Source organism: Streptomyces sp. BK208 (assembly GCF_004364245.1).
In the GTDB taxonomy this organism is placed as follows: Bacteria; Actinomycetota; Actinomycetes; order Streptomycetales; family Streptomycetaceae; genus Streptomyces.
This window is the reverse complement of the sequence record NZ_SOAV01000013.1, coordinates 60,309-77,682: the sequence shown is the minus strand read 5'-3', so window position 1 is coordinate 77,682 and position 17,374 is coordinate 60,309. Positions and strand designations below refer to the sequence as shown.

Sequence of the window (17,374 nt, the reverse complement as noted above, 5' to 3'; positions counted from 1 at the left end):
GTCGGCGAGTGACGACAACGCCGCAGATACGCGTGCCGGACCCCGCGACCGCGGCAAGATCCAAACGACACCCCCTAGGGGCAGCGCGGCGCTCCCGTCACGGGGCGCCACGCTCTGACCGGGGTCACATGGCGGCGGCGCTGCCGGGCTCGATGGGGAAGATCTGGTCCAGGCCGACGATGCGCAGCACGCGCATGATGTGGTCGGGGACGTCGGCGAGCGCGACCTCTGCCTGGGCGGCCAGTGCGTGGTTGCGGGCGACGATCAGCGCCGTGATGCCGCTGGAGTCGCAGAACGTCACTCCCCCCAGGTCCAGGACCAGGCGGCTGCCCTGCCGCAGGGCAAGCGTCGCGAGCAGTGCCCGCAGTCGGCCGGCGGTGTCGTAGTCGAGGTCGCCGAGCAGTTCCAGAACGGGCCCGGGGGCGGCCTCTCGCGTGATGATCTCCAGCTGGCTCATGCGGCGTCGTCACCCTCGCGGCCGGCGGCGGGGACACCGAGGGCGAGCAGGGCCGTGTCGTCGTCGAGGCCGTCCCCGAAGCCGTCCAGCAGGTCGGTCAGCGCCTTGATCACGGCGTGCGGCGGCTCACCGGCGTGGCCGGCGGCGAAGTCGAGCAGGGCCTCCTCGCCGTACAGGCTGGTGCGGTCCTCGCCGGTCCGCGCCTCGGTCAGACCGTCGGTGTACAGCAGGAGGGTGTCCCCGGGGCCGAGGACGGTGGTGGCTGCGGTGAAGGAAGCCGTGGGCAGGACGCCGACGAGCAGCCCGCCCGGCGTCGGCAGGAACTCGGCCGTGCCGTCGGCGCGGAGGACCAGGGCGGAGGGGTGTCCGCCGGAGGCCAGGCGGACGGTGACCGTGCCGGCCTCCGGGTCCGGCTCCAGGAGACCGAAGACGACCGTGCAGTAGCGCGGGTCCCCACCGTTGTACCGCTCGTTGAGCACCTTGTTGAGGGTGGTCAGGGCGGCGACGGGATCCGGATCGTGCAGGGCGGCCGCACGCAGGGTGTAGCGGGTCAGCGAGGTGACTGCCGCGGCCTGGGGTCCCTTCCCGCAGACGTCGCCGAGGAAGAAGGCGAAGCTCTCGCCGTCGCTCGGAAAGAGGTCGTAGAAGTCGCCTCCGAGACGATCGGGAGAGGCCGTGCGGTAGTGCACCGCCGACTCCATCCCCGGTACGGACGGCAGGCTGGCGGGAAGCAGTGACTGCTGGAGCACGGCCAGGGCGTCCTGGAGCCGGGCCCGGTCCGCCTCTGCCTGTTCGCGCGCCTCCTCCGCCGCCTTCCGGGCCCGCAGCAGTTCCTCCTCGTAGGCCCGGCGGTCCCGCGCGTCGAACACGGTGGTCCGGATCAGCAGGGGCTCGCCGGTCGTGCCGCGCTTGACGGCGGAGGAGACGAGCACGGGTATGCGGCTGCCGTCGGCACCCTTCAGTTCCAGGGCGATACCGCCGATCTCGCCCTGCATCCGCAGCAGCGGCGCGAAGTGCGTCTCGTGGTAGAGCTTGCCGCCCACGGTCAGCAGGTCGGTGAAGCGCATCCGGCCCACCACACTCTGCCGATCCAGGCCCAGCCAGCCCAGCAGCGTGCTGTTGATCTTGGCGATCGTGCCGTCCATCAGGGTGGACAGGTACCCACAGGGCGCGCTCTCGTAGAGGTCGTCGGCGCTGTCCTCCAGCAGCGAGGCGAAGACCTCTCCCGACGTCCCTCCGCTGTCGGATTCGAAGGGTTCGGGTTGCTGCCCTGTGCGGCACATCACTTCACACGCGCCAGGAAGTCGAGGATCGCGGCGTTGGTGGCCTCGGGCGCGGACAGCTGCGGGCAGTGTCCCGTGGCGTCCAGCGTGACCAGGGACGAGCCCCGGACGGCACCGTGCACGAAGGCGCCCACCTCCCGCGGTGCGATGACGTCCTGCGTGCACTCCAGCACCAGGGTCGGCACGCTCACGCCCTTCAGGTCGTCCCGCGAATCCGACATGAACGTGGTCCGGGCGAAGACGCGCGCCATGTCCGGGTCGGTGGCGCAGAAGCTGTTCTTCAGCTCTTCGCCCAGTTCCGGCCGGTCGGCGTTGCCCATGATGACCGGCGCCATCGTCGCCGACCACCCCAGGTAGTTCGACTCCAGGGAGGCCAGCAGCTCCTCGATGTCCTCGGCGCTGAACCCGCCCCGGTAACCCTCGTCGTCGATGTAGCGCGGGGACGGCGCGACCATCACCAGGGCACCGATCCGCGACGGGGCCAGTCCGGCCGCCATCACACCGATCATCGCGCTCACCGAGTGGCCCACGAACACCGCGTCGCGCAGGTCCAGTGCTTCACAGACCTCCGCCACGTCGCGCGCGTACCCCTCCAGGGAGGAGTAGCGGTCCGCCGTGAACGCGGACAGGTCGGAGCGGCCCGACCCCACGTAGTCGAACAGGACCACCCGATAGTCCTCGACGAGGGCCGGCACCGTCAGCCGCCACATGTTCTGGTCACAACCGAATCCGTGGGCCAGCACCACCGTGCGCCCGAGCGGGTTGCCGGTGACCCTGACGTTGTTCCTGCGCTCGATGTTCATCACTCCACTGTCGCAGGTCGTGGCGACCGCACGTCGAGGAGGGCGGATCATCTCCCGTCCCGCCCACCTTCTTCACACCAGGCGCATAGGGAGAGAAGTGCGGACAACGGTGACGGACCGGCGCCGCCGCAGGCCTCGCGGTGCCGGAGGACGCCTCCGGAGCGCGCCTCGCTCCCCGGCGCCTGTTGCGACGGCACCGCATGCCCTGACAGCATGCCGTCATGGACGGTCCTCGGCGGCGCGACGGCCGGACGCAAGACGACTACACCGTGCCCAGGAACCGGCCGCGGCCCGATGCCCTGTTCCGCATCCCGCTGGACGCCATGAGGGCGTCGGCCATCGTGCTGGACGACGACGGCGCCATCGTCGCGGCCAATGACGCGGCTCTGGGGCTGCTGGGCAGGAGCCTCGTGGAGCTCGTCGGGGAGGACTTCCACGACCTGCTGCACCGGGACGACCACGGACACACCATGCCCCGCACCCGCTGCCCGCTGAGGAAGGCGCTGCTCGAAGGCTGCACGGAGCACGGCGACTCCGGGTGGTTCGTCCTGGGGGACGGCTCCCTCGCCCCGCTCTCCTGGTTCGTCACGCCCTTCGCACTCGACGCCGGGGCGCCGGGCGGGCTCGTGCTCCTGTACGAGCAGCCCAAGGTGGAACTCGCCAAGAACGATGGAGAGGACACCGCTCCCCTGACGGAACTGGAGCGGCTGGCCCTGCTGGCGGAGACGACCACGCGGCTCACGTCGACGCTGGACGTGGACGAGGCGCTGCACCGGATGGTGGCCCTGACTGTCCCCCGGCTGGCGGACTGGGCGGTGTTCGACCTGCTCACCGAACGTGACGAGGTGACGCGCACGCTGGTGATGGAGCACAAGGACGGCGTCCTGATCGCGCGGGAGGATCTGCAAGGTCCCATGCCGCCGGTCCCGGAAGAGTCCCCCATGCCGCTGTCCAGGGCTCTGCGCGGTGCCGCCTCCTCACTCGCCGGTCCCTCCACCTACCAGGGCGAGCCCGACTCGGGGATCGCCGTCGAACAGCGCCGTCTCTTCACCGCGACGGGCATGCACTCGGCGATCATCGCGCCCATCCGGGGTCTGCGGGACGTACTCGGCGCCCTGACCCTGGGCCGCTCCCAGCGTCCTGCCCCGTTCACCGCGGGGGACCTGCCGCTGCTGGAGGACCTGACCCGCCGCACGGGTCTCGCCCTGGACAACGCCCGCCTGTACCAGCGCCAGCGCAAGGTCGCCGAGACCATGCAGCGCCATCTGCTGCCCCAGCTCCCCAGCGTGCCCGGGCTCGAGATGATGACCAGGTACCTCCCCGCGCCGCACGCCTCGTCCGTGGGCGGAGACTGGTACGACGCGTTCACCCTGTCCCCCGGCTCCCACGCGCTGGCCATCGGTGATGTCGTCGGCCACGATCTCGACGCCGCGGCCGGCATGGCGCAGGTACGCAACATGCTGCGCGCCTTCGCCTGGTCCCAGCCCTCCGCCGACCCCAGTGCCGTGGTCAAGCAGCTCGACGAGGCCGTGATGCACATCGTCGAGGTCCCCATGGTGACGATGATCCTCGGCAGGATCTCGCGCGGTGAGGACGGTCTGTGGCTCCTGCGGTGGACCAACGCGGGCCATCCGCCGCCCCTGCTCGTCACCCATGACGGCCAGGCCCGCTATCTGGACGACGCCCACGGCATCCTCCTCGGCACCGGGGCGGACCGGCCGCGCCCCGACATGGTCACGGTTCTGCCGCCCCAGGCGACGCTGCTGCTGTACACCGACGGCCTCGTCGAGTCTCCGCACCGTTCCATCGACCGCGGGCTGGACCGGCTGCGCCGGCACGCGGCGTCCCTCGCCCGCCGTCCGCTCCCCCGGTTCTGCGACGCCCTGCTGGACGGAGTGCGGCCGGACGACAACGACGACGACGTCGCCATGCTCGCCGTGCGCACACCGCCCAGGTCCCGGGAGTGACGCCCACGGCGCCGGACGGGGGCGGGAAGACGAGGTCCCGGTCGATCGCGGACAGCCGTCTGCGACGATGGCCTCGCCTCCGTCATCGCCGTGACCGATGGGGTGGAAGCCTTGAGTCGCACCGCGGTGCGGGACGGCCGGACATGGATGGGAGGGTGTCGCGTGGTACGACCCGAGGGCACTGAGCACGGGACCCCGACGGCGGCCGGGCACGCCGTGTTCGGGGCGGACCCGGAGGTGGGCCGTGACCTCGCGGCGGTGGCCTGGGCGTCGACGCCGCTGGGGCCGCCGTCCGGCTGGCCGCAGAGTCTGCGGACGGCGGTCAGCATCCTGCTGTCGTCGCGCTTCGCGATGTGGATGGCGTGGGGACCGGACCTGACGTTCTTCTGCAACGCCGCCTACCGTCGTGACACGCTCGGCCAGAAGTACCCCTGGGCGCTGGGCCGGCCGGCGAGCGAGGTCTGGGCGGAGATCTGGCACGACATCGGCCCGCGGATCGACACCGTGCTCAGCAGCGGCTCGGCCACCTGGGACGAGGCACTGCTCCTGTTCCTGGAGCGTTCCGGCTACCCGGAGGAGAGCTACCACACGTTCTCCTACAGCCCGCTGCGCGACGACGACGGCGCGGTGGTCGGCATGCTGTGCGTGGTCAGCGAGGAGACGGAGCGGGTCCTCGGCGAGCGCCGCATGGCGACGCTGCGCGACCTCGGTTCCGAGCCGAACCTGGTCCGCACGGAGGACGAGATGCTGGCCTTCGCGGCCCGGCAGCTCGACCGCAACCGGCGGGACCTGCCCTTCACCCTGACCTACCTCTTCGAGGACGGCGCAGTGGCCAGGCTGGTGGCCACCACCGGCGTCACCGGAACGCATCCCGCCGCTCCCGCCTGGCTGGACCTCGCCGATTCCGACACCGTGTGGCCCGCGGCGAGTCTGGCCCGTGCCGAGTCCGTGGTGGTCGAGCTGGACGGAGCCCCCTTCTCCGACCTGCCGTGCGGCGACTGGGAGAGGCCGCCCACCCAGGCCCTCGTCGTCCCGCTGCTGCGGCAGGGAGACATGCCGTACGGCTTCCTGGTGGCGGGTCTGAACCGGTACCGCGCACTGGACGACCACTACCGCGGGTTCATCGCCCTGACCGCCGGGCACCTCGCCACCGGCATCGCCTCCGCCCGCAGTTATCGGGCGCAGCTCAGGCGTGCGGAGGAGCTGGCCGAGCTGGACCGGGCCAAGACCACGTTCTTCTCCAACATCAGTCACGAGTTCCGCACCCCGCTCACCCTGATCATGGGCCCCGCGGAGGAACTGCGGGGCCGGCTGGCGGACGCCGACGCCCGCCTGCGGGAGGAGGTGGAGGTGATCCACCGCAACGGGATGCGGCTGGGCAGGCTGGTGAACACGCTGCTGGACTTCTCCCGGATCGAGGCGGGCCGGATGCAGGCCGCCTACGAGCCGGTCGACCTGGCCGCGGCAACCACCGAGCTGGCCAGTCTCTTCCGGTCCGCGTTCGACCGGGCCGGACTTGCCTTCCACGTCGACTGCGCCCCCCTGCCCGAACCGGTGTACATCGACCGCGGCATGTGGGAGAAGGTGGTGCTGAACCTCCTCAGCAACGCGCTGAAGTTCACCTTCGACGGCTCCGTGCGCATCGGCGTCGGGGCGGAGGACGGCCAGGCGGTCGTCACGGTCGCCGACACCGGGATCGGGGTGCCGGAAGCCGAACTGCCGCGGCTGTTCGAGCGGTTCCACCGGATCGAGAAGGTGCGGTCGCGTTCCAACGAGGGCAGCGGAATCGGCCTGGCACTGGTGTGGGAGCTGGTCTCGCTGCACGGCGGCACGATCACCGCCCACAGCACCGAGGGCGAGGGCACCCGTTTCCTTGTCCGCCTCCCCTTCGGCACCGCCCACCTCCCGGCCGAGTCGATCGTCACCGGGGCGGCCGGCTCCAGGGTGTCCGCCGCGGCGGATCCGTACCTGGAGGAGGCGTTGCGCTGGCTGCCCGCGGAAGCCCCGGAGGCTCTGTCCGGCTCGTACCCGGCCGCTCCGGCCGGGGCCGGCACCCCTCAGGTGTCGCCGGCCGCACCGGCGCGTGTACTGGTGGCCGACGACAACGCCGACATGCGGCAGTACCTCGCCCGGCTGCTGACCGCCGACGGGTACGGGGTCGAGGAGGTGACCGACGGTGGTGAGGCGCTGGAGGCCGTCCGCTCGGACGCACCCGACCTGGTCATCAGCGACGTGATGATGCCGCGTCTCGACGGTCTGCAACTCGTCGGCGCGCTGCGCGCCGACCCGCGCACCGCGTCGGTCCCGGTGCTGCTCCTGTCCGCGCGGGCCGGGCAGGAGGACTCCGTCGAGGGGCTGCACGCCGGTGCCGACGACTACCTGGTCAAGCCGTTCGCCGCAGCCGAACTGCTGGCCCGGGTCCGGGCCAACATCGAACTGGCGCGGCTGCGCGGGCACCAGGCGCGCTGGCGCACCGCGCTCGTGGAATCGCTCCAGGAGGCGTTCTTCGTCTGCGACGAGGACGGCGCCGTCATCGAGATCAACGCGGCGTTCACGGACATCATCGGCTACGGCGCCGACGGCCTGCCCTACCCGCCGTCCCACCCGTGGTGGCCGGACGCCGCAACCGACCCCGAGGCACACCGGCTGGTCGGCGAGTCCTTCGGGCAGCTCATGGGCAACTCCCGGGGCACGTACACGATTCCGGTCACCCACCGGGACGGGCACCGTCTGTGGGTCACCGCCACCTTCGCCCAGGCGCAGGATCCCGACACGGGGCGCACCGTCGTCGTGGGGACGTTCCGCGACGTGACGGCCGAGCACTACGCGGTGCAGCGCGAGACGGCGGTGGCCGCGCTGACCACCGGCCTGTCCCGGGCCACCAGTCTGTCCGAGGCGCTGACCGCCGCCCTGAACGAGCTGCGGACCCTGTGGCGCGCCGAGTGCGCGACGGCCGCGGTCTTCGGTCACGGCGACGTTCCCTCGCTCACCGCCACCGACGGTTCGTCGTGGGAGGAGCTGAGCGCCGAGCGCCGCGTGTGGCTGGCCGAGTTGTGTACGGGGGCCCTGCTGAGCCCGACGACCGACGGCACCGGGGCCGGCATCCTCCTGGAGCATCCCGAAGGCACCATGGCCCTCTGGGTCGACCTGGGCGGCAGCCGGTCGTTCACCGACGAGGACCAGTTGCTGCTGACCCTGCTGGCCGGTCACCTCGCCCAGGGGCTGACGCGGGCCCACCAGATCGACCAGCAGCGCGAGACGGCGATCACCCTGCAGCGCTCCTTCCTCGGGCCCTCCCGGCTGCCGGACGGATTCGCCGTCCGGTACGAGCCGGCGACCCGGCCCCTCGAAGTGGGCGGTGACTGGTACGACACCGTGTCCCTGCCCGACGGCCGCATCGGCATCGTGGTCGGCGACTGCGTCGGACGCGGTCTGCAGGCGGCGACGGTCATGGGCCAACTGCGCAGCGCCTGCCGGGCCCTGCTGCTGCAGGACGGGAGTCCCGGGCGGACCCTGACGGCGCTGGACACGTTCGCCGCGGGCATCTCCGGCGCACCGTGCACCACCGTCTTCTGCGGGGTCCTCGATCCGCAGAGCGGACGTCTGGTCTACTCGAGCGCCGGGCATCCGCCCGGCATACTCGCCCGTGCCGACGGCACCACCGTGCTCCTGGAGGAAGGCCGTTCCACTCCGCTGGCCGTCCGCCCGGGCCGGGCCCGGCCGGAGGGCGAGTGCACCGTACCCGCCCGCGCCACCCTGCTGCTGTACACGGACGGCCTCGTCGAACGACGCCGCCACGCCCTCACCGAGGGCATCGAGCAGGCCTGCGAAGCCGTCCGGGAAGGACGGGGCACCGCCGTGGACGGTCTCGCCGCGCACCTGATGTACCGGCTGGCGCCCGAAGACGGGTTCGACGACGACGTGGCCCTGCTCCTGTACCGCCATCCCGCTCCGCTGGAGTTGTCCTTCCCTGCCGAGTCGTCCCGTCTCGCCCCCGTCCGGCACGCCCTGCGCACCTGGCTCGGCCGATGCGACCTGCCGCCCCGCACCGTGCAGAACGTCCTGGTCGCGGTCGGAGAGGCGTGTGCCAACGCCATCGAGCACGGCCACCGCGACGCCCCCGGCGAGACCATCCACCTCCGGGCCGAGGCCCTCGTCGACGATCTGCGCCTGACCGTCGCCGACAGCGGCCGCTGGAAGACCCCCCGTCCGGAGAAGAACGCGCACCGCGGCCGCGGGGTCAAGCTGATGCGCGCCCTGATGCAACATGTCACCATCACTCCCGGCCCGTCCGGCACCGTCGTCGACATGCACACGAGGATCGCCTGATGACCACTCCGCTCTCCATCACCTCCGGCCGGTACTCCGACGGCCGTCCCCGGCTGACCGCCGCCGGTGAGATCGACATGAGCAACAGTGGGGTCCTCGCCAGGGCACTGGACGAGACACCGGGACCGGTCGTGGTCGACCTGACCTCGGTCGAGTACCTGGACAGTGCGGGGCTGAGCGTGCTGTTCGCCCACGCGGCCCGCCTCGAACTGATCGCGCCCCCGTTGCTGGAACCGGTCCTGACGGTCTCGGGGCTCGGCGACATGGCCACGGTCCGCGGCCCGGAACCCGGCGGCTCTCCGGCCCCCGATTGAGCCGCTCGGCCCCCGCCCGTCGACGGCACCGGAGGTTTCCGGCAGGTCATCGGTATGCTGCCCGAATAGCAGTTCGTCAGGGCCACCACGTTCGTGCCCCAGCTAACAGGATCCAGGAGACCCGGTGACCGACTCCGACCACCTCTTGACCGTCACCCCGCACCAGACGTCCGGGGGGCCGTACGTGCTGGAGGTGTCGGGCGAGTTGGACCACCACACCGCTCACTACCTGAACCGCGCCGTGAAGGACGCGCCGTTCGAGGAGAACGGCGTGGTCCTCGACCTGGCCGGTCTGACCTACTGCGACTCCACCGGCATCACGGTTCTCCTCACCGCCTACCAGCGGTCGCAGGCGACCGCCACGCCACTCAGCCTGGCGGGCGTGGGACCGGACCAGATGCGCATCTTCCAAGTGGTGGGGCTGGACCAGGTCTTCACTTTCCACGACAGCGCCGAGGCCGCCATCTCCTCCCTGGGGCGCTGACCCGCTCGACGCCCGCCGGGGCCTCCCCGGGGGGCGGAGTGCCGCGGGAGACCGTTACAGGAACCGGCGGATGGGCTGGACGGCGGCCTCGCGAACGCGTTGCAGCGCGGCCCGCCGTCTCCAGCGGCCGCCCTCTATCGGCTCGCTGACCGCCAGGTCGGCCTCGAAGTGCCGGTCCAGGGTGGCGGTGAACTCCGCGTCGAGCACGGCGAGCATGACTTCCTCGTCGTGGTCGAGGGAGCGCCGGTTGAAGTTGGTCGAACCGACCAGGGCAGCCGTACGGTCGACGGTCATCACCTTGGCGTGCATCATCGTCGGCTGATAGTGGTGGATCCTCACTCCGCAGGCCAGCAGTTCCTCGTAGTGGTGCTGCCCTGCCAGCTGGCAGACGCGCTTGTCCGTGTGCGGGCCGGGCAGCAGGATCTCCACCTCGACCCCGCGCCGTGCGGCGGCGCACAGGAGTTCGACGAAGTAGGCGTCCGGGGAGAAGTAGGCGGTGGCCAGCCGGAAGCGCTCCTCGGCCGATTCGATCATGACCCGGACGAGCGTCTGCATGTCCTGCCAGCCGAAGCTCGCCGATCCGCGCACGACCTGGACCACCGCGTCACCCTGGGGGCGGTGGCCGGTGAACCGGTCGCGTGCGTCGAACAGTTCGTCGTGGCACTCGGCCCAGTTCTGTGCGAAGGCGGCCGCGACACCGTCGACGGCCGGCCCGCGGACCTCGACGTGGGTGTCCCGCCACTCCTGCGGGTTGCGGGCGTCGCCGCACCACTCCTCCGCGATGCCGACACCGCCGGTGAAGGCCACCTCCTCGTCGACGACCAGGACCTTGCGGTGGCAGCGATGGTTCTGCTTGAAGGGCGACAGGTGTGCCGGTTTGCGGAACCAGGACACCAGGACGCCCGCCCGGTCCATCTCCGCCAGCAGGTCGCTGTCGATGAGCCTGCTGCCGAAGCCGTCCAGCAGCAGGCGTACGCGCACCCCCGCTCGCGCGCGCTCCGCCAGCGCGTGGGCGAAGTCGCGGGCGATGTCGCCCTTCCAGTACACGAACGTCATCATGTCCACGGTGTGCTCGGCGGACCGGATGGCGTCGAGCATGGCCGGGAAGATCTCGTTCCCGTTGCGCAGGGCGGACAGGGCGTTCCCCTCGGTCGCCGCGATACCGATCAGACGCTCCAGCCGGCGCCGTATGCGTACGGCGCGCTCGTCCGGGCGTCCGTGGTCGTCCGCGGAGGCAACCGAGGCCGACGACGCCTCCTGGACAGTCGTCATCGCACTTCCCTTTCTTACGTGTGCACGCGCATGCGCGATCGTGGAGTGACAGCAGTGAGCGGGGCGGAGCCGGCCCGGTCTGTTCGGACCGGCCTGGCGGACGCGCGGCGGTCGGGTCGGAGGGCCCGCGGCCCCGGCCGGGGTCGTCAGCCCTCGGTGAGCATGCCTTCCCGCAGGCGGGTCAGCAGCCGCGAGATCAGGCGGGAGACGTGCATCTGGGAGACGCCGAGGCGCTCGCCGATGTCCTTCTGGGTGAGCTCTTCGACGAACCGCCAGTGGATGATCTGCCGGTCGCGCTCGTCCAGCTCCGCGATCATCGGGGCCAGGGCGTGGAAGTCGTCCACCAGGGCCAGCGCGGCGTCCTCGGTGCCGATGAAGTCGGCGAGGGCCGACTCGCCGTCCTCGCTGCCGTTGATGGCCGCGTCCAGGGAGGCGGAGTTGTAGCCGTTGGCCGCCAGCCGCGCCTCGACCACCTCGTCCTCCGGCAGGCTCATCAGCTCGGACAGCTCGCGGGTGGTGGGGGTGCGGCCCAGGCGGGTGCGCAGCTCCTCGGTGGCCCGGGCCAGCTGGACGCGGGCCTCCTGCAGACGGCGGGGCACGTGCACCGCCCAGGAGGTGTCCCGGAAGAACCGCTTGATCTCGCCGACGATGTAGGGCACCGCGAAGGAGGTGAACTCGACCTCGCGGGTCAGCTCGAACCGGTCGATGGCCTTGATCAGTCCGATCATGCCGACCTGGACGATGTCCTCCATCTCCTCCGGGCCCCGGCTGCGGAACCGGCCGGCCGCGAAGCGGACCAGGGACATGTTCATCTCGATCAGCGTGTTGCGCGCGTACTGGTACTCGGGCGTGCCCTCCTCCAGCACCGTCAGCTGCCCGAAGAACAGCTTCGACAACTCCCGCGCGTCCTTGGGCGCCACCTTGGACGGGTCCGAGATCTCCGGCATGGCCGTAGTGGCGTGCTCAGTGGCCCGTGCGGTCGTCGTCGTCATGATGTGCCCTCCCGGTGAAACCCACCCCGCGGTGTGCCGGCCCACGCCGACGAACCTCGTCTGCTCCGTTCGGGGCCGTTCATGCCTCCTTTTCGTCATCAGGGGGACTGACGGTCGCCCACCGGGCCGAAGTCCTACCCCAGGCGGCGTGCCGGGGTGACGTCGTGCGGGTCGTCTTCCAGGGAGAGGCGAACGATGATCCGTTTGCCGACCGGTTCCCGCCGCGCCTCGAAGCCCTGGGCGACCGCCATCACGATCTCGAGACCGTGCTGTCCCACCCGGCCGGCGTCCGCGGCACGGGCGATGGGCAGCGCCGGTCCCGAGTCCCACACGGCGACCTCCACCGTGCCATCGTGCAGGTGCAGATCCATCAGCGCGGGGCCGGGGGCGTATTTGTGGGCATTGGTGACGAGTTCGCTGACCACCAGCCGGGTCAGGTCCCGGGCGCGCTGCGCGACGAACACGCCGTGCTCGCTCCGCGCCCGGTCGAGGAAGGCGTCGGCCGTCCGACGAGCCTCGGCGATGCCGGCGGTCCCCTCCAGGGCCACGCTCGTACGCAGCGAGCCGCGCTCCGGTGCTGTGCCGCCCCACGCCGCCGGATCGGGCTCCATCACGACGGCCGTCATTCGTTCCCCAGTCACATCGAGAGCCTTTACCCCCGGATACACGCGGTACACCCGGCCGATGACCGGGACGGTTGCCCGGCGCCACGACAGCACGGCAGGATCGGCCGCACCCGGCGGGCCCCGCTGTCGCGGAGGAGAACCTCGCTCGCCCTCTACCCGGCCGGGGCTCCGTCCCGGGCCCGGGTGCGACGCCCGTGTCCGGCGTGTGGGAGCCGGTGAGACCGCCGGCACAGGGTAGAGGTGTGGCCGTGAGGACACCACCCCCTACTCCCGTGAGGAACCGAGGATGACCGATGACGCCTACCTTGTGCTGCTGAACGGCACGGCTTCGACGCTCGGCGTGCCCCTGGCGGCGATGGCGGACATCGCCTGCCTGGACACGCCCGCGGTGCGCGGGTGGCTGGACGCCCAGGGGGTGACGGTGTCGTCCCCGGATCTTCGCCTCCTGCCTCCCGAGGAGACCTCGGCCATCCCCGAGGGGGCCGAACGGCTCCCGGTCCCCCTCGGTGACGAGGAGCTGAGCCGGGTCCGCCAGCACGCCGCTCCCCAGGACGTCGGGGCTCTGGAGGAGGAGTTGCTGGCCTACCGCTCCCGCGTCGAGGGGCGGGAGGCACTGCTCGTCCGCGCCCTGGCGGCAGGCGTGCCCGCCCACCGCGTCGCGGAGCTGACCGGGGAGGACCTGACCGCCGTGAAGGCGATCGCACAGCGCTAGGTTCTGCCCGGCGGAGCATGTGCCGGTTCGGCCGGGGCCGGGAGGAGCTGAGGCATCGCCAGTGGACCTCACGGGAGCCGTGTACGCCGTCCGGCCGTCCCCTCCCGAGGGTGGCCGGACGGTCTGTCTCCTCTCCTGGGTCAGCCGCGGTCCGCGACCGTGCCCAGGAAGTCGAGCAGGGCCGCGTTGAACGCGGCGGGCCGCTCCGCGCCGGGGAGGTGGCCGGCCTTCTCGATCACCGTCAGGACGGCGTGCGGGACCAGCGTGCGGATCGCCGCCGCCGCGGAGACCGGCGTGTACACGTCGTCGGCACCGACCAGGATCAGGACGGGCTCGCCCACTTCCGTCAGCACCGGCCGGTAGTCCGGCCGTTCGGCCCGTCCGCGCAGGGCCGCCGCAGCGCCCTCGGGGTCGGTGGCGCGCATCATCCGGAGCACCCGCTCTGCGACCTCCGGCAGCGCGGCCACGTTGTACGACGCGAGCATCTTGCCGATCACCTCGTCCGCGTAACCGCTCATCCCCTCGGCGAGCAGCCGGTCGGCCATCCGGTTGCGGACCTCCTTGCCCTCCTCGGTCTCGGCGGGGGCGGAGGTGTCGGAGAGGACCAGGGCGAGCACCCGCCCCGGGTGCCGGAGACGGAACTCCATGCTGATCTGACCGCCCAGGGACACCCCGCCGACCACGGCCCGCTCGATTGCCAACTCGTCGAGCAGCGCGGCGAGATCGTCCGCGAAGTCGGCGAGGAGCACCTTGCCCGGAGTGACCCCGCTGCCGCCGTAACCGCGCAGATCGGGGGTGATCACCCGGTACCCGGCGTCGGCCAGCGCGTCGGCCTGCGGTGCCCAGAGGGTGTGGTCGAAGGGGTGGCCGTGGATCAGGAGCACCGGCAGGCCGTCCCCGGGCCCGGAGTCCTCGTAGCGGACGGTGATGCCGCGCAGGGTGGTGGAGTGCATGGCCCGCACCCTAACGCGGCCCCGGACGGGGCCTCGGAGATGTCACCCGGGGAGGTTCTGCCGGGGCGCAGTACGGCGTACTTGGCGGCCGAAAGTAACACCGACCTCGGCAGCCCGGCGGAAGCCGGAGGACCGGTGCCGCACCGACGCACACCACGGGGCCCGCGCCGCTTCCGGGAAGCGGCGCGGGCCCCGTGGTGAAGGCCGGTGGAGCTGAGTCAGCCGATGTGCCAGGAGAAGCTGCCTCCGTTGTTGGCGGCGACAGCGAACATCACGATCATGAGCAGGATGTCGACCACGCCCAGGCCGATCGCCCACTTGGCCATCGCGGAACCGGTCTGCCGCAGTGCCACGGCACCGAAGACGATCGCGAGCGGGCCCAGGACGATCGGCAGGATGAAGAGTCCGACGATGCCGCAGACCAGTCCGGCGATCGCCAGTCCGCTGGTCCTGCCGCCCTTTCGGGTGTCTGTTCTGCTGTAGGTCGCCATGTTTTCTCCCGGGCTGTCGTAGATCGGTTGAGTTTCTCCTTCGGTGACCTTCGTGTTGCCCCTGGGTGTCCTTTCACACCTACGGCTCGTCACATTCCCTGCTCCTGCTGCGAATTGCCGCGGCCGGAAAGGGGGTGACGTGCGGATACCGGAGTGCCGATCTCATCGCGTCACTGCTCCCTCCTGCCGGCTGTAGAGGTCGCGCAACAGGGAGATCTCGGCGCCGTGATGGATCAGTTCCCTGTTGACGTGCAGGACCCTGTTCTCCATGGGATACGGCTCGGGACCCACCGCGGGCGGATTCTCCAGGTCGGCGTCCGAGAGTTCGCGGACGCCCGCGTTCCATCTCCCGTACATCTCGTCGAGCTGCTTCAGCGCCTCGTCAGCGGTCCCCGCGTAGGGGAATGTGTCGGAGTCGACGTCCTGGCCGCCGAAGTACCACCCGACCCGGTAACCCAGGCACGAGACGATGACGTGCGCCAGCCGCCAGGCGATCGTGGTCACCGGCGCCGGCACCGGTTCGGGGGACGCGAAGTCCATCGTCCACTCCCCCGAACCCGCCGGCATCGGTGCGGCCGACGTACCGCGGGGGCGGACGCTCCAGCAGTCGGGCACCGGCTCCCAGAAGTACTCCTCGTCGGTGAGGCCGTCCAGCCGCGGCCGCAGGTTCTTGTGCCAGTACCAGTCCAGCTGCTCCGCGAGCCGCTCGCTACGTGTCATCGCCGCACCCTACAGACGGGGACGACGTTCCGGCCCGAGAGCCGCTCGGCCCCGCATCGAAGGTGTGTACGATCACGTGGCCCGGTCGACACGCGGTCGGAGGCCCGCCGCACGGGACACCGGAGAGGGTGTACACATGCGTCGCACACTGCTCGCCGTCCCGCTGTTGCTGTGCGTCGCCGGTTGCGGGCCGGCCCAGTCCTCGGAGGCCGAGGCGACGGACGCCGCCCGGGAGGTCGCGCAGCGGGCGGGCGAGAAGCTGTACGGTCAGCGCCCCCGCACGGCGGAGGAGGTCGGGCGTGCCGCCTCCCTCATCGACGGGGTGGAGGTGATGCGGGTGACGGGTGCCGCCACGCACGACGGGGACGGCGTCCACCTGGTCCTGCGTACGTCAGGCTCGGCCTACAACAGCTGGTTCGACATCGAGGAGATCACCGTGCGGCGCTGCTTCACGGTGCGGGTGTCCCCCACGTCGCGGTGGCGTGCGCGACCTGAAGACGTGGACTGCCCGGACGGCCCCCCGATGACCTTCGCCCCGCCGCCCGAGCCGCCCCGGCTGCCCGACGGGGAACTGCGGGCGGCGCTCCCCCGGGTCCCGTCGGGCGGCCGGGCGGACGAGGCCGAAGTGCGGCGCGCACTCGCCTCGCTCGACCTCGATGCGGGAATCCGCACCGAGGTGAAGGCGGAGGGCGACCGGGTGGGCGTCCTGCTCTCGGTCGAGGGCAACCACTTCGACCCGCAGGACTGCCTGCTGGCCCGCGTCGCGCCCGGCGCCACCGAGGTGTGGGCGCCACCCCGCATCCAGCGGATGCCCGGAGAGGGCGGCTGCACCGTCGCCAACGCCCTCCACCCCGCACCGGCGCCACACTGAGCCCGGACGCATGACACCGCGCGGTGTCCCGCGCAGAATGAACCCCGCCGCCGGCACCGTGGCCGTCGGCGGAAGGAGAGGCGTGACCGGGATCCCTGCGCAGGACGTGTCCCGTGCGACGCGGGAGGCGGTACGTGCGCTGCTCGCCGTCCTGGAGCCCGAGCAGGTGCGTGAACTGCGCACGGCACCCGGCCGGTTGGACGCGCCCGAGCTGCGCGAGTGGACCTATCTGCCGGGGCCGCGCCCCGGGCTCCGCACGGAAGGTCTGGACGACCGGCAGCGCGAGGCGCTCGACGCCCTCCTGGCCACGGCGCACAGCGCGACGGGCGCGGAGCTGGTGCGCGGGGCGATCGAGGTGGAGCGGCACCGTCGTGGCCGGCCGGGGTCCCCGGGCGCGGACCGCTACTGGGTACGGCTGCTCGGCGACCCGGACGGGGAAGGCCCGTGGGGCTGGCGCATGAACGGCCACCACCTCGCCGTACACGTGCTGGTCACGGCGGCCGGGATCCGCGTGACACCGCACTTCGTCGGCTCGGAACCGGCGCGCATCGACAGCGGCCCACGGGCGGGCTTCCGCCTCCTCGGCCCGGAGGAGGACCTGGCCAGGGAGCTGATCACCGGTCTGCGGGGCACCGCGCGGGCCACCGCGGTCTTCGCCGCCACGCCGCCGGACGACATCCTGACCCGAGACGATCCGTTCGCCGACCCGGGGCTGCTGCCGGACGGTCTCCCCTACGCCCGCATGGCGCCCGGCCGACAGCGCCTCCTGGAGCGGCTGGTGCGCCGCTATCTGGACCGCGCGCCGGCGGCGTACGCGGACGAGTGCTGGTCCGACGCGGTGACCCGCGGGCTGGACACCCTCTCCTTCGCCTGGGCCGGTGGGCTCGAACCCGGGGACCGCCACTACTACTGCGTGCGCGCCCCGGATTTCCTGATCGAGTACGACAACACGCAGGACGACGGCAACCACGCCCACTCCGTCTGGCGCCACGTCCGTCACGACTGGGGGGCGGACCTGCTCCGCGGGCACTACACCGATCGGCACATGTAGGGGCCCTCCGGGCACGGCCGCCGAGGTGTCCGCGCCGTAGCGGCCCGCG

At 71.7% G+C, this 17,374-nt stretch carries 16 protein-coding genes; 7 read left to right on the top strand and 9 right to left on the bottom strand.

Features of this window, described 5'->3' with window-relative positions; genetic code table 11:
• Window positions 1–124: 124 nt before the first annotated feature.
• Genes EV562_RS28150 through EV562_RS28140 form a run of 3 tightly spaced genes read right to left on the bottom strand, consistent with a single transcriptional unit; the run spans window position 125 to window position 2,543 of the window.
• Window positions 125–457 (bottom strand): STAS domain-containing protein, encoded by a 333-nt coding sequence (locus EV562_RS28150; RefSeq protein WP_133889672.1) that lies wholly within the window; start codon window positions 455–457, stop codon window positions 125–127.
• Window positions 454–1,740: a SpoIIE family protein phosphatase gene (locus EV562_RS28145; protein ID WP_133889671.1), complete on the bottom strand. Its 1,287-nt coding sequence runs from the start codon at window positions 1,738–1,740 to the stop codon at window positions 454–456. Before EV562_RS28145 ends, EV562_RS28150 begins: the two co-directional genes overlap by 4 nt.
• On the bottom strand, window positions 1,740–2,543 hold the full coding sequence (locus EV562_RS28140; RefSeq protein WP_133889670.1) for an alpha/beta hydrolase: 804 nt from the start codon (window positions 2,541–2,543) through the stop codon (window positions 1,740–1,742). Before EV562_RS28140 ends, EV562_RS28145 begins: the two co-directional genes overlap by 1 nt.
• A 221-nt stretch (window positions 2,544–2,764) precedes the next feature.
• On the opposite strand from EV562_RS28140, the gene EV562_RS28135 reads away from it, so the two are divergent.
• The 4 genes from EV562_RS28135 to EV562_RS28120 all read left to right on the top strand — a co-directional run bounded on the left by EV562_RS28135 (window position 2,765) and on the right by EV562_RS28120 (window position 9,637).
• Window positions 2,765–4,510, top strand: coding sequence for a SpoIIE family protein phosphatase (locus tag EV562_RS28135; protein ID WP_133889669.1), 1,746 nt, complete (start codon window positions 2,765–2,767; stop codon window positions 4,508–4,510).
• Window positions 4,511–4,861: 351 nt separating this feature from the next.
• Window positions 4,862–8,839, top strand: a complete 3,978-nt coding sequence (locus EV562_RS28130; RefSeq protein ID WP_243860236.1) for a SpoIIE family protein phosphatase — start codon at window positions 4,862–4,864, stop codon at window positions 8,837–8,839.
• The gene (locus EV562_RS28125; protein ID WP_133889668.1) at window positions 8,839–9,153 is read left to right on the top strand and encodes an STAS domain-containing protein; all 315 of its coding nucleotides are present in this window, start codon (window positions 8,839–8,841) and stop codon (window positions 9,151–9,153) included. Before EV562_RS28130 ends, EV562_RS28125 begins: the two co-directional genes overlap by 1 nt.
• Window positions 9,154–9,277: 124 nt before the next feature.
• Window positions 9,278–9,637 carry an STAS domain-containing protein gene (locus EV562_RS28120; RefSeq protein WP_133889667.1) on the top strand — a complete coding sequence of 120 codons (360 nt, stop codon included), beginning with the start codon at window positions 9,278–9,280 and terminating at the stop codon, window positions 9,635–9,637.
• A 54-nt stretch (window positions 9,638–9,691) separates the two neighbouring features.
• Here EV562_RS28120 and EV562_RS28115 read toward each other — a convergent pair whose 3' ends face one another.
• The 3 genes from EV562_RS28115 to EV562_RS28105 all read right to left on the bottom strand — a co-directional run bounded on the left by EV562_RS28115 (window position 9,692) and on the right by EV562_RS28105 (window position 12,512).
• Entirely contained in the window at window positions 9,692–10,909 is a 1,218-nt protein-coding gene (locus EV562_RS28115) for a phospholipase D-like domain-containing protein (RefSeq protein WP_133889666.1), read from the bottom strand.
• A gap of 146 nt (window positions 10,910–11,055) precedes the next feature.
• Entirely contained in the window at window positions 11,056–11,901 is an 846-nt protein-coding gene (locus EV562_RS28110) for an RNA polymerase sigma factor SigF (protein WP_133889665.1), read from the bottom strand.
• A gap of 134 nt (window positions 11,902–12,035) precedes the next feature.
• On the bottom strand, window positions 12,036–12,512 hold the full coding sequence (locus EV562_RS28105) for an ATP-binding protein (protein ID WP_133889823.1): 477 nt from the start codon (window positions 12,510–12,512) through the stop codon (window positions 12,036–12,038).
• Between the two features lie 301 nt (window positions 12,513–12,813).
• On the opposite strand from EV562_RS28105, the gene EV562_RS28100 reads away from it, so the two are divergent.
• Window positions 12,814–13,239, top strand: coding sequence for a DUF6003 family protein (locus EV562_RS28100; RefSeq protein WP_133889664.1), 426 nt, complete (start codon window positions 12,814–12,816; stop codon window positions 13,237–13,239).
• Window positions 13,240–13,379: 140 nt separating this feature from the next.
• On the opposite strand, the gene EV562_RS28095 is transcribed toward EV562_RS28100, so the two are convergent.
• The 3 genes from EV562_RS28095 to EV562_RS28085 all read right to left on the bottom strand — a co-directional run bounded on the left by EV562_RS28095 (window position 13,380) and on the right by EV562_RS28085 (window position 15,403).
• Window positions 13,380–14,192, bottom strand: a complete 813-nt coding sequence (locus EV562_RS28095) for an alpha/beta hydrolase (RefSeq protein ID WP_133889663.1) — start codon at window positions 14,190–14,192, stop codon at window positions 13,380–13,382.
• 218 nt (window positions 14,193–14,410) lie between these two features.
• On the bottom strand, window positions 14,411–14,683 hold the full coding sequence (locus tag EV562_RS28090; RefSeq protein WP_133889662.1) for a DUF4190 domain-containing protein: 273 nt from the start codon (window positions 14,681–14,683) through the stop codon (window positions 14,411–14,413).
• A 162-nt stretch (window positions 14,684–14,845) separates the two neighbouring features.
• On the bottom strand, window positions 14,846–15,403 hold the full coding sequence (locus EV562_RS28085; RefSeq protein ID WP_133889661.1) for a DinB family protein: 558 nt from the start codon (window positions 15,401–15,403) through the stop codon (window positions 14,846–14,848).
• Window positions 15,404–15,539: 136 nt separating this feature from the next.
• On the opposite strand from EV562_RS28085, the gene EV562_RS35205 reads away from it, so the two are divergent.
• Together EV562_RS35205 and EV562_RS28075 are read left to right on the top strand one after the other, a co-directional pair.
• A complete protein-coding gene (locus EV562_RS35205) occupies window positions 15,540–16,274 on the top strand; it encodes a translation initiation factor IF-2 (protein WP_166662036.1) in 735 nt (244 codons plus the stop codon).
• A gap of 82 nt (window positions 16,275–16,356) precedes the next feature.
• Window positions 16,357–17,325 (top strand): DUF3500 domain-containing protein, encoded by a 969-nt coding sequence (locus EV562_RS28075; protein WP_133889660.1) that lies wholly within the window; start codon window positions 16,357–16,359, stop codon window positions 17,323–17,325.
• Window positions 17,326–17,374: the final 49 nt, after the last annotated feature.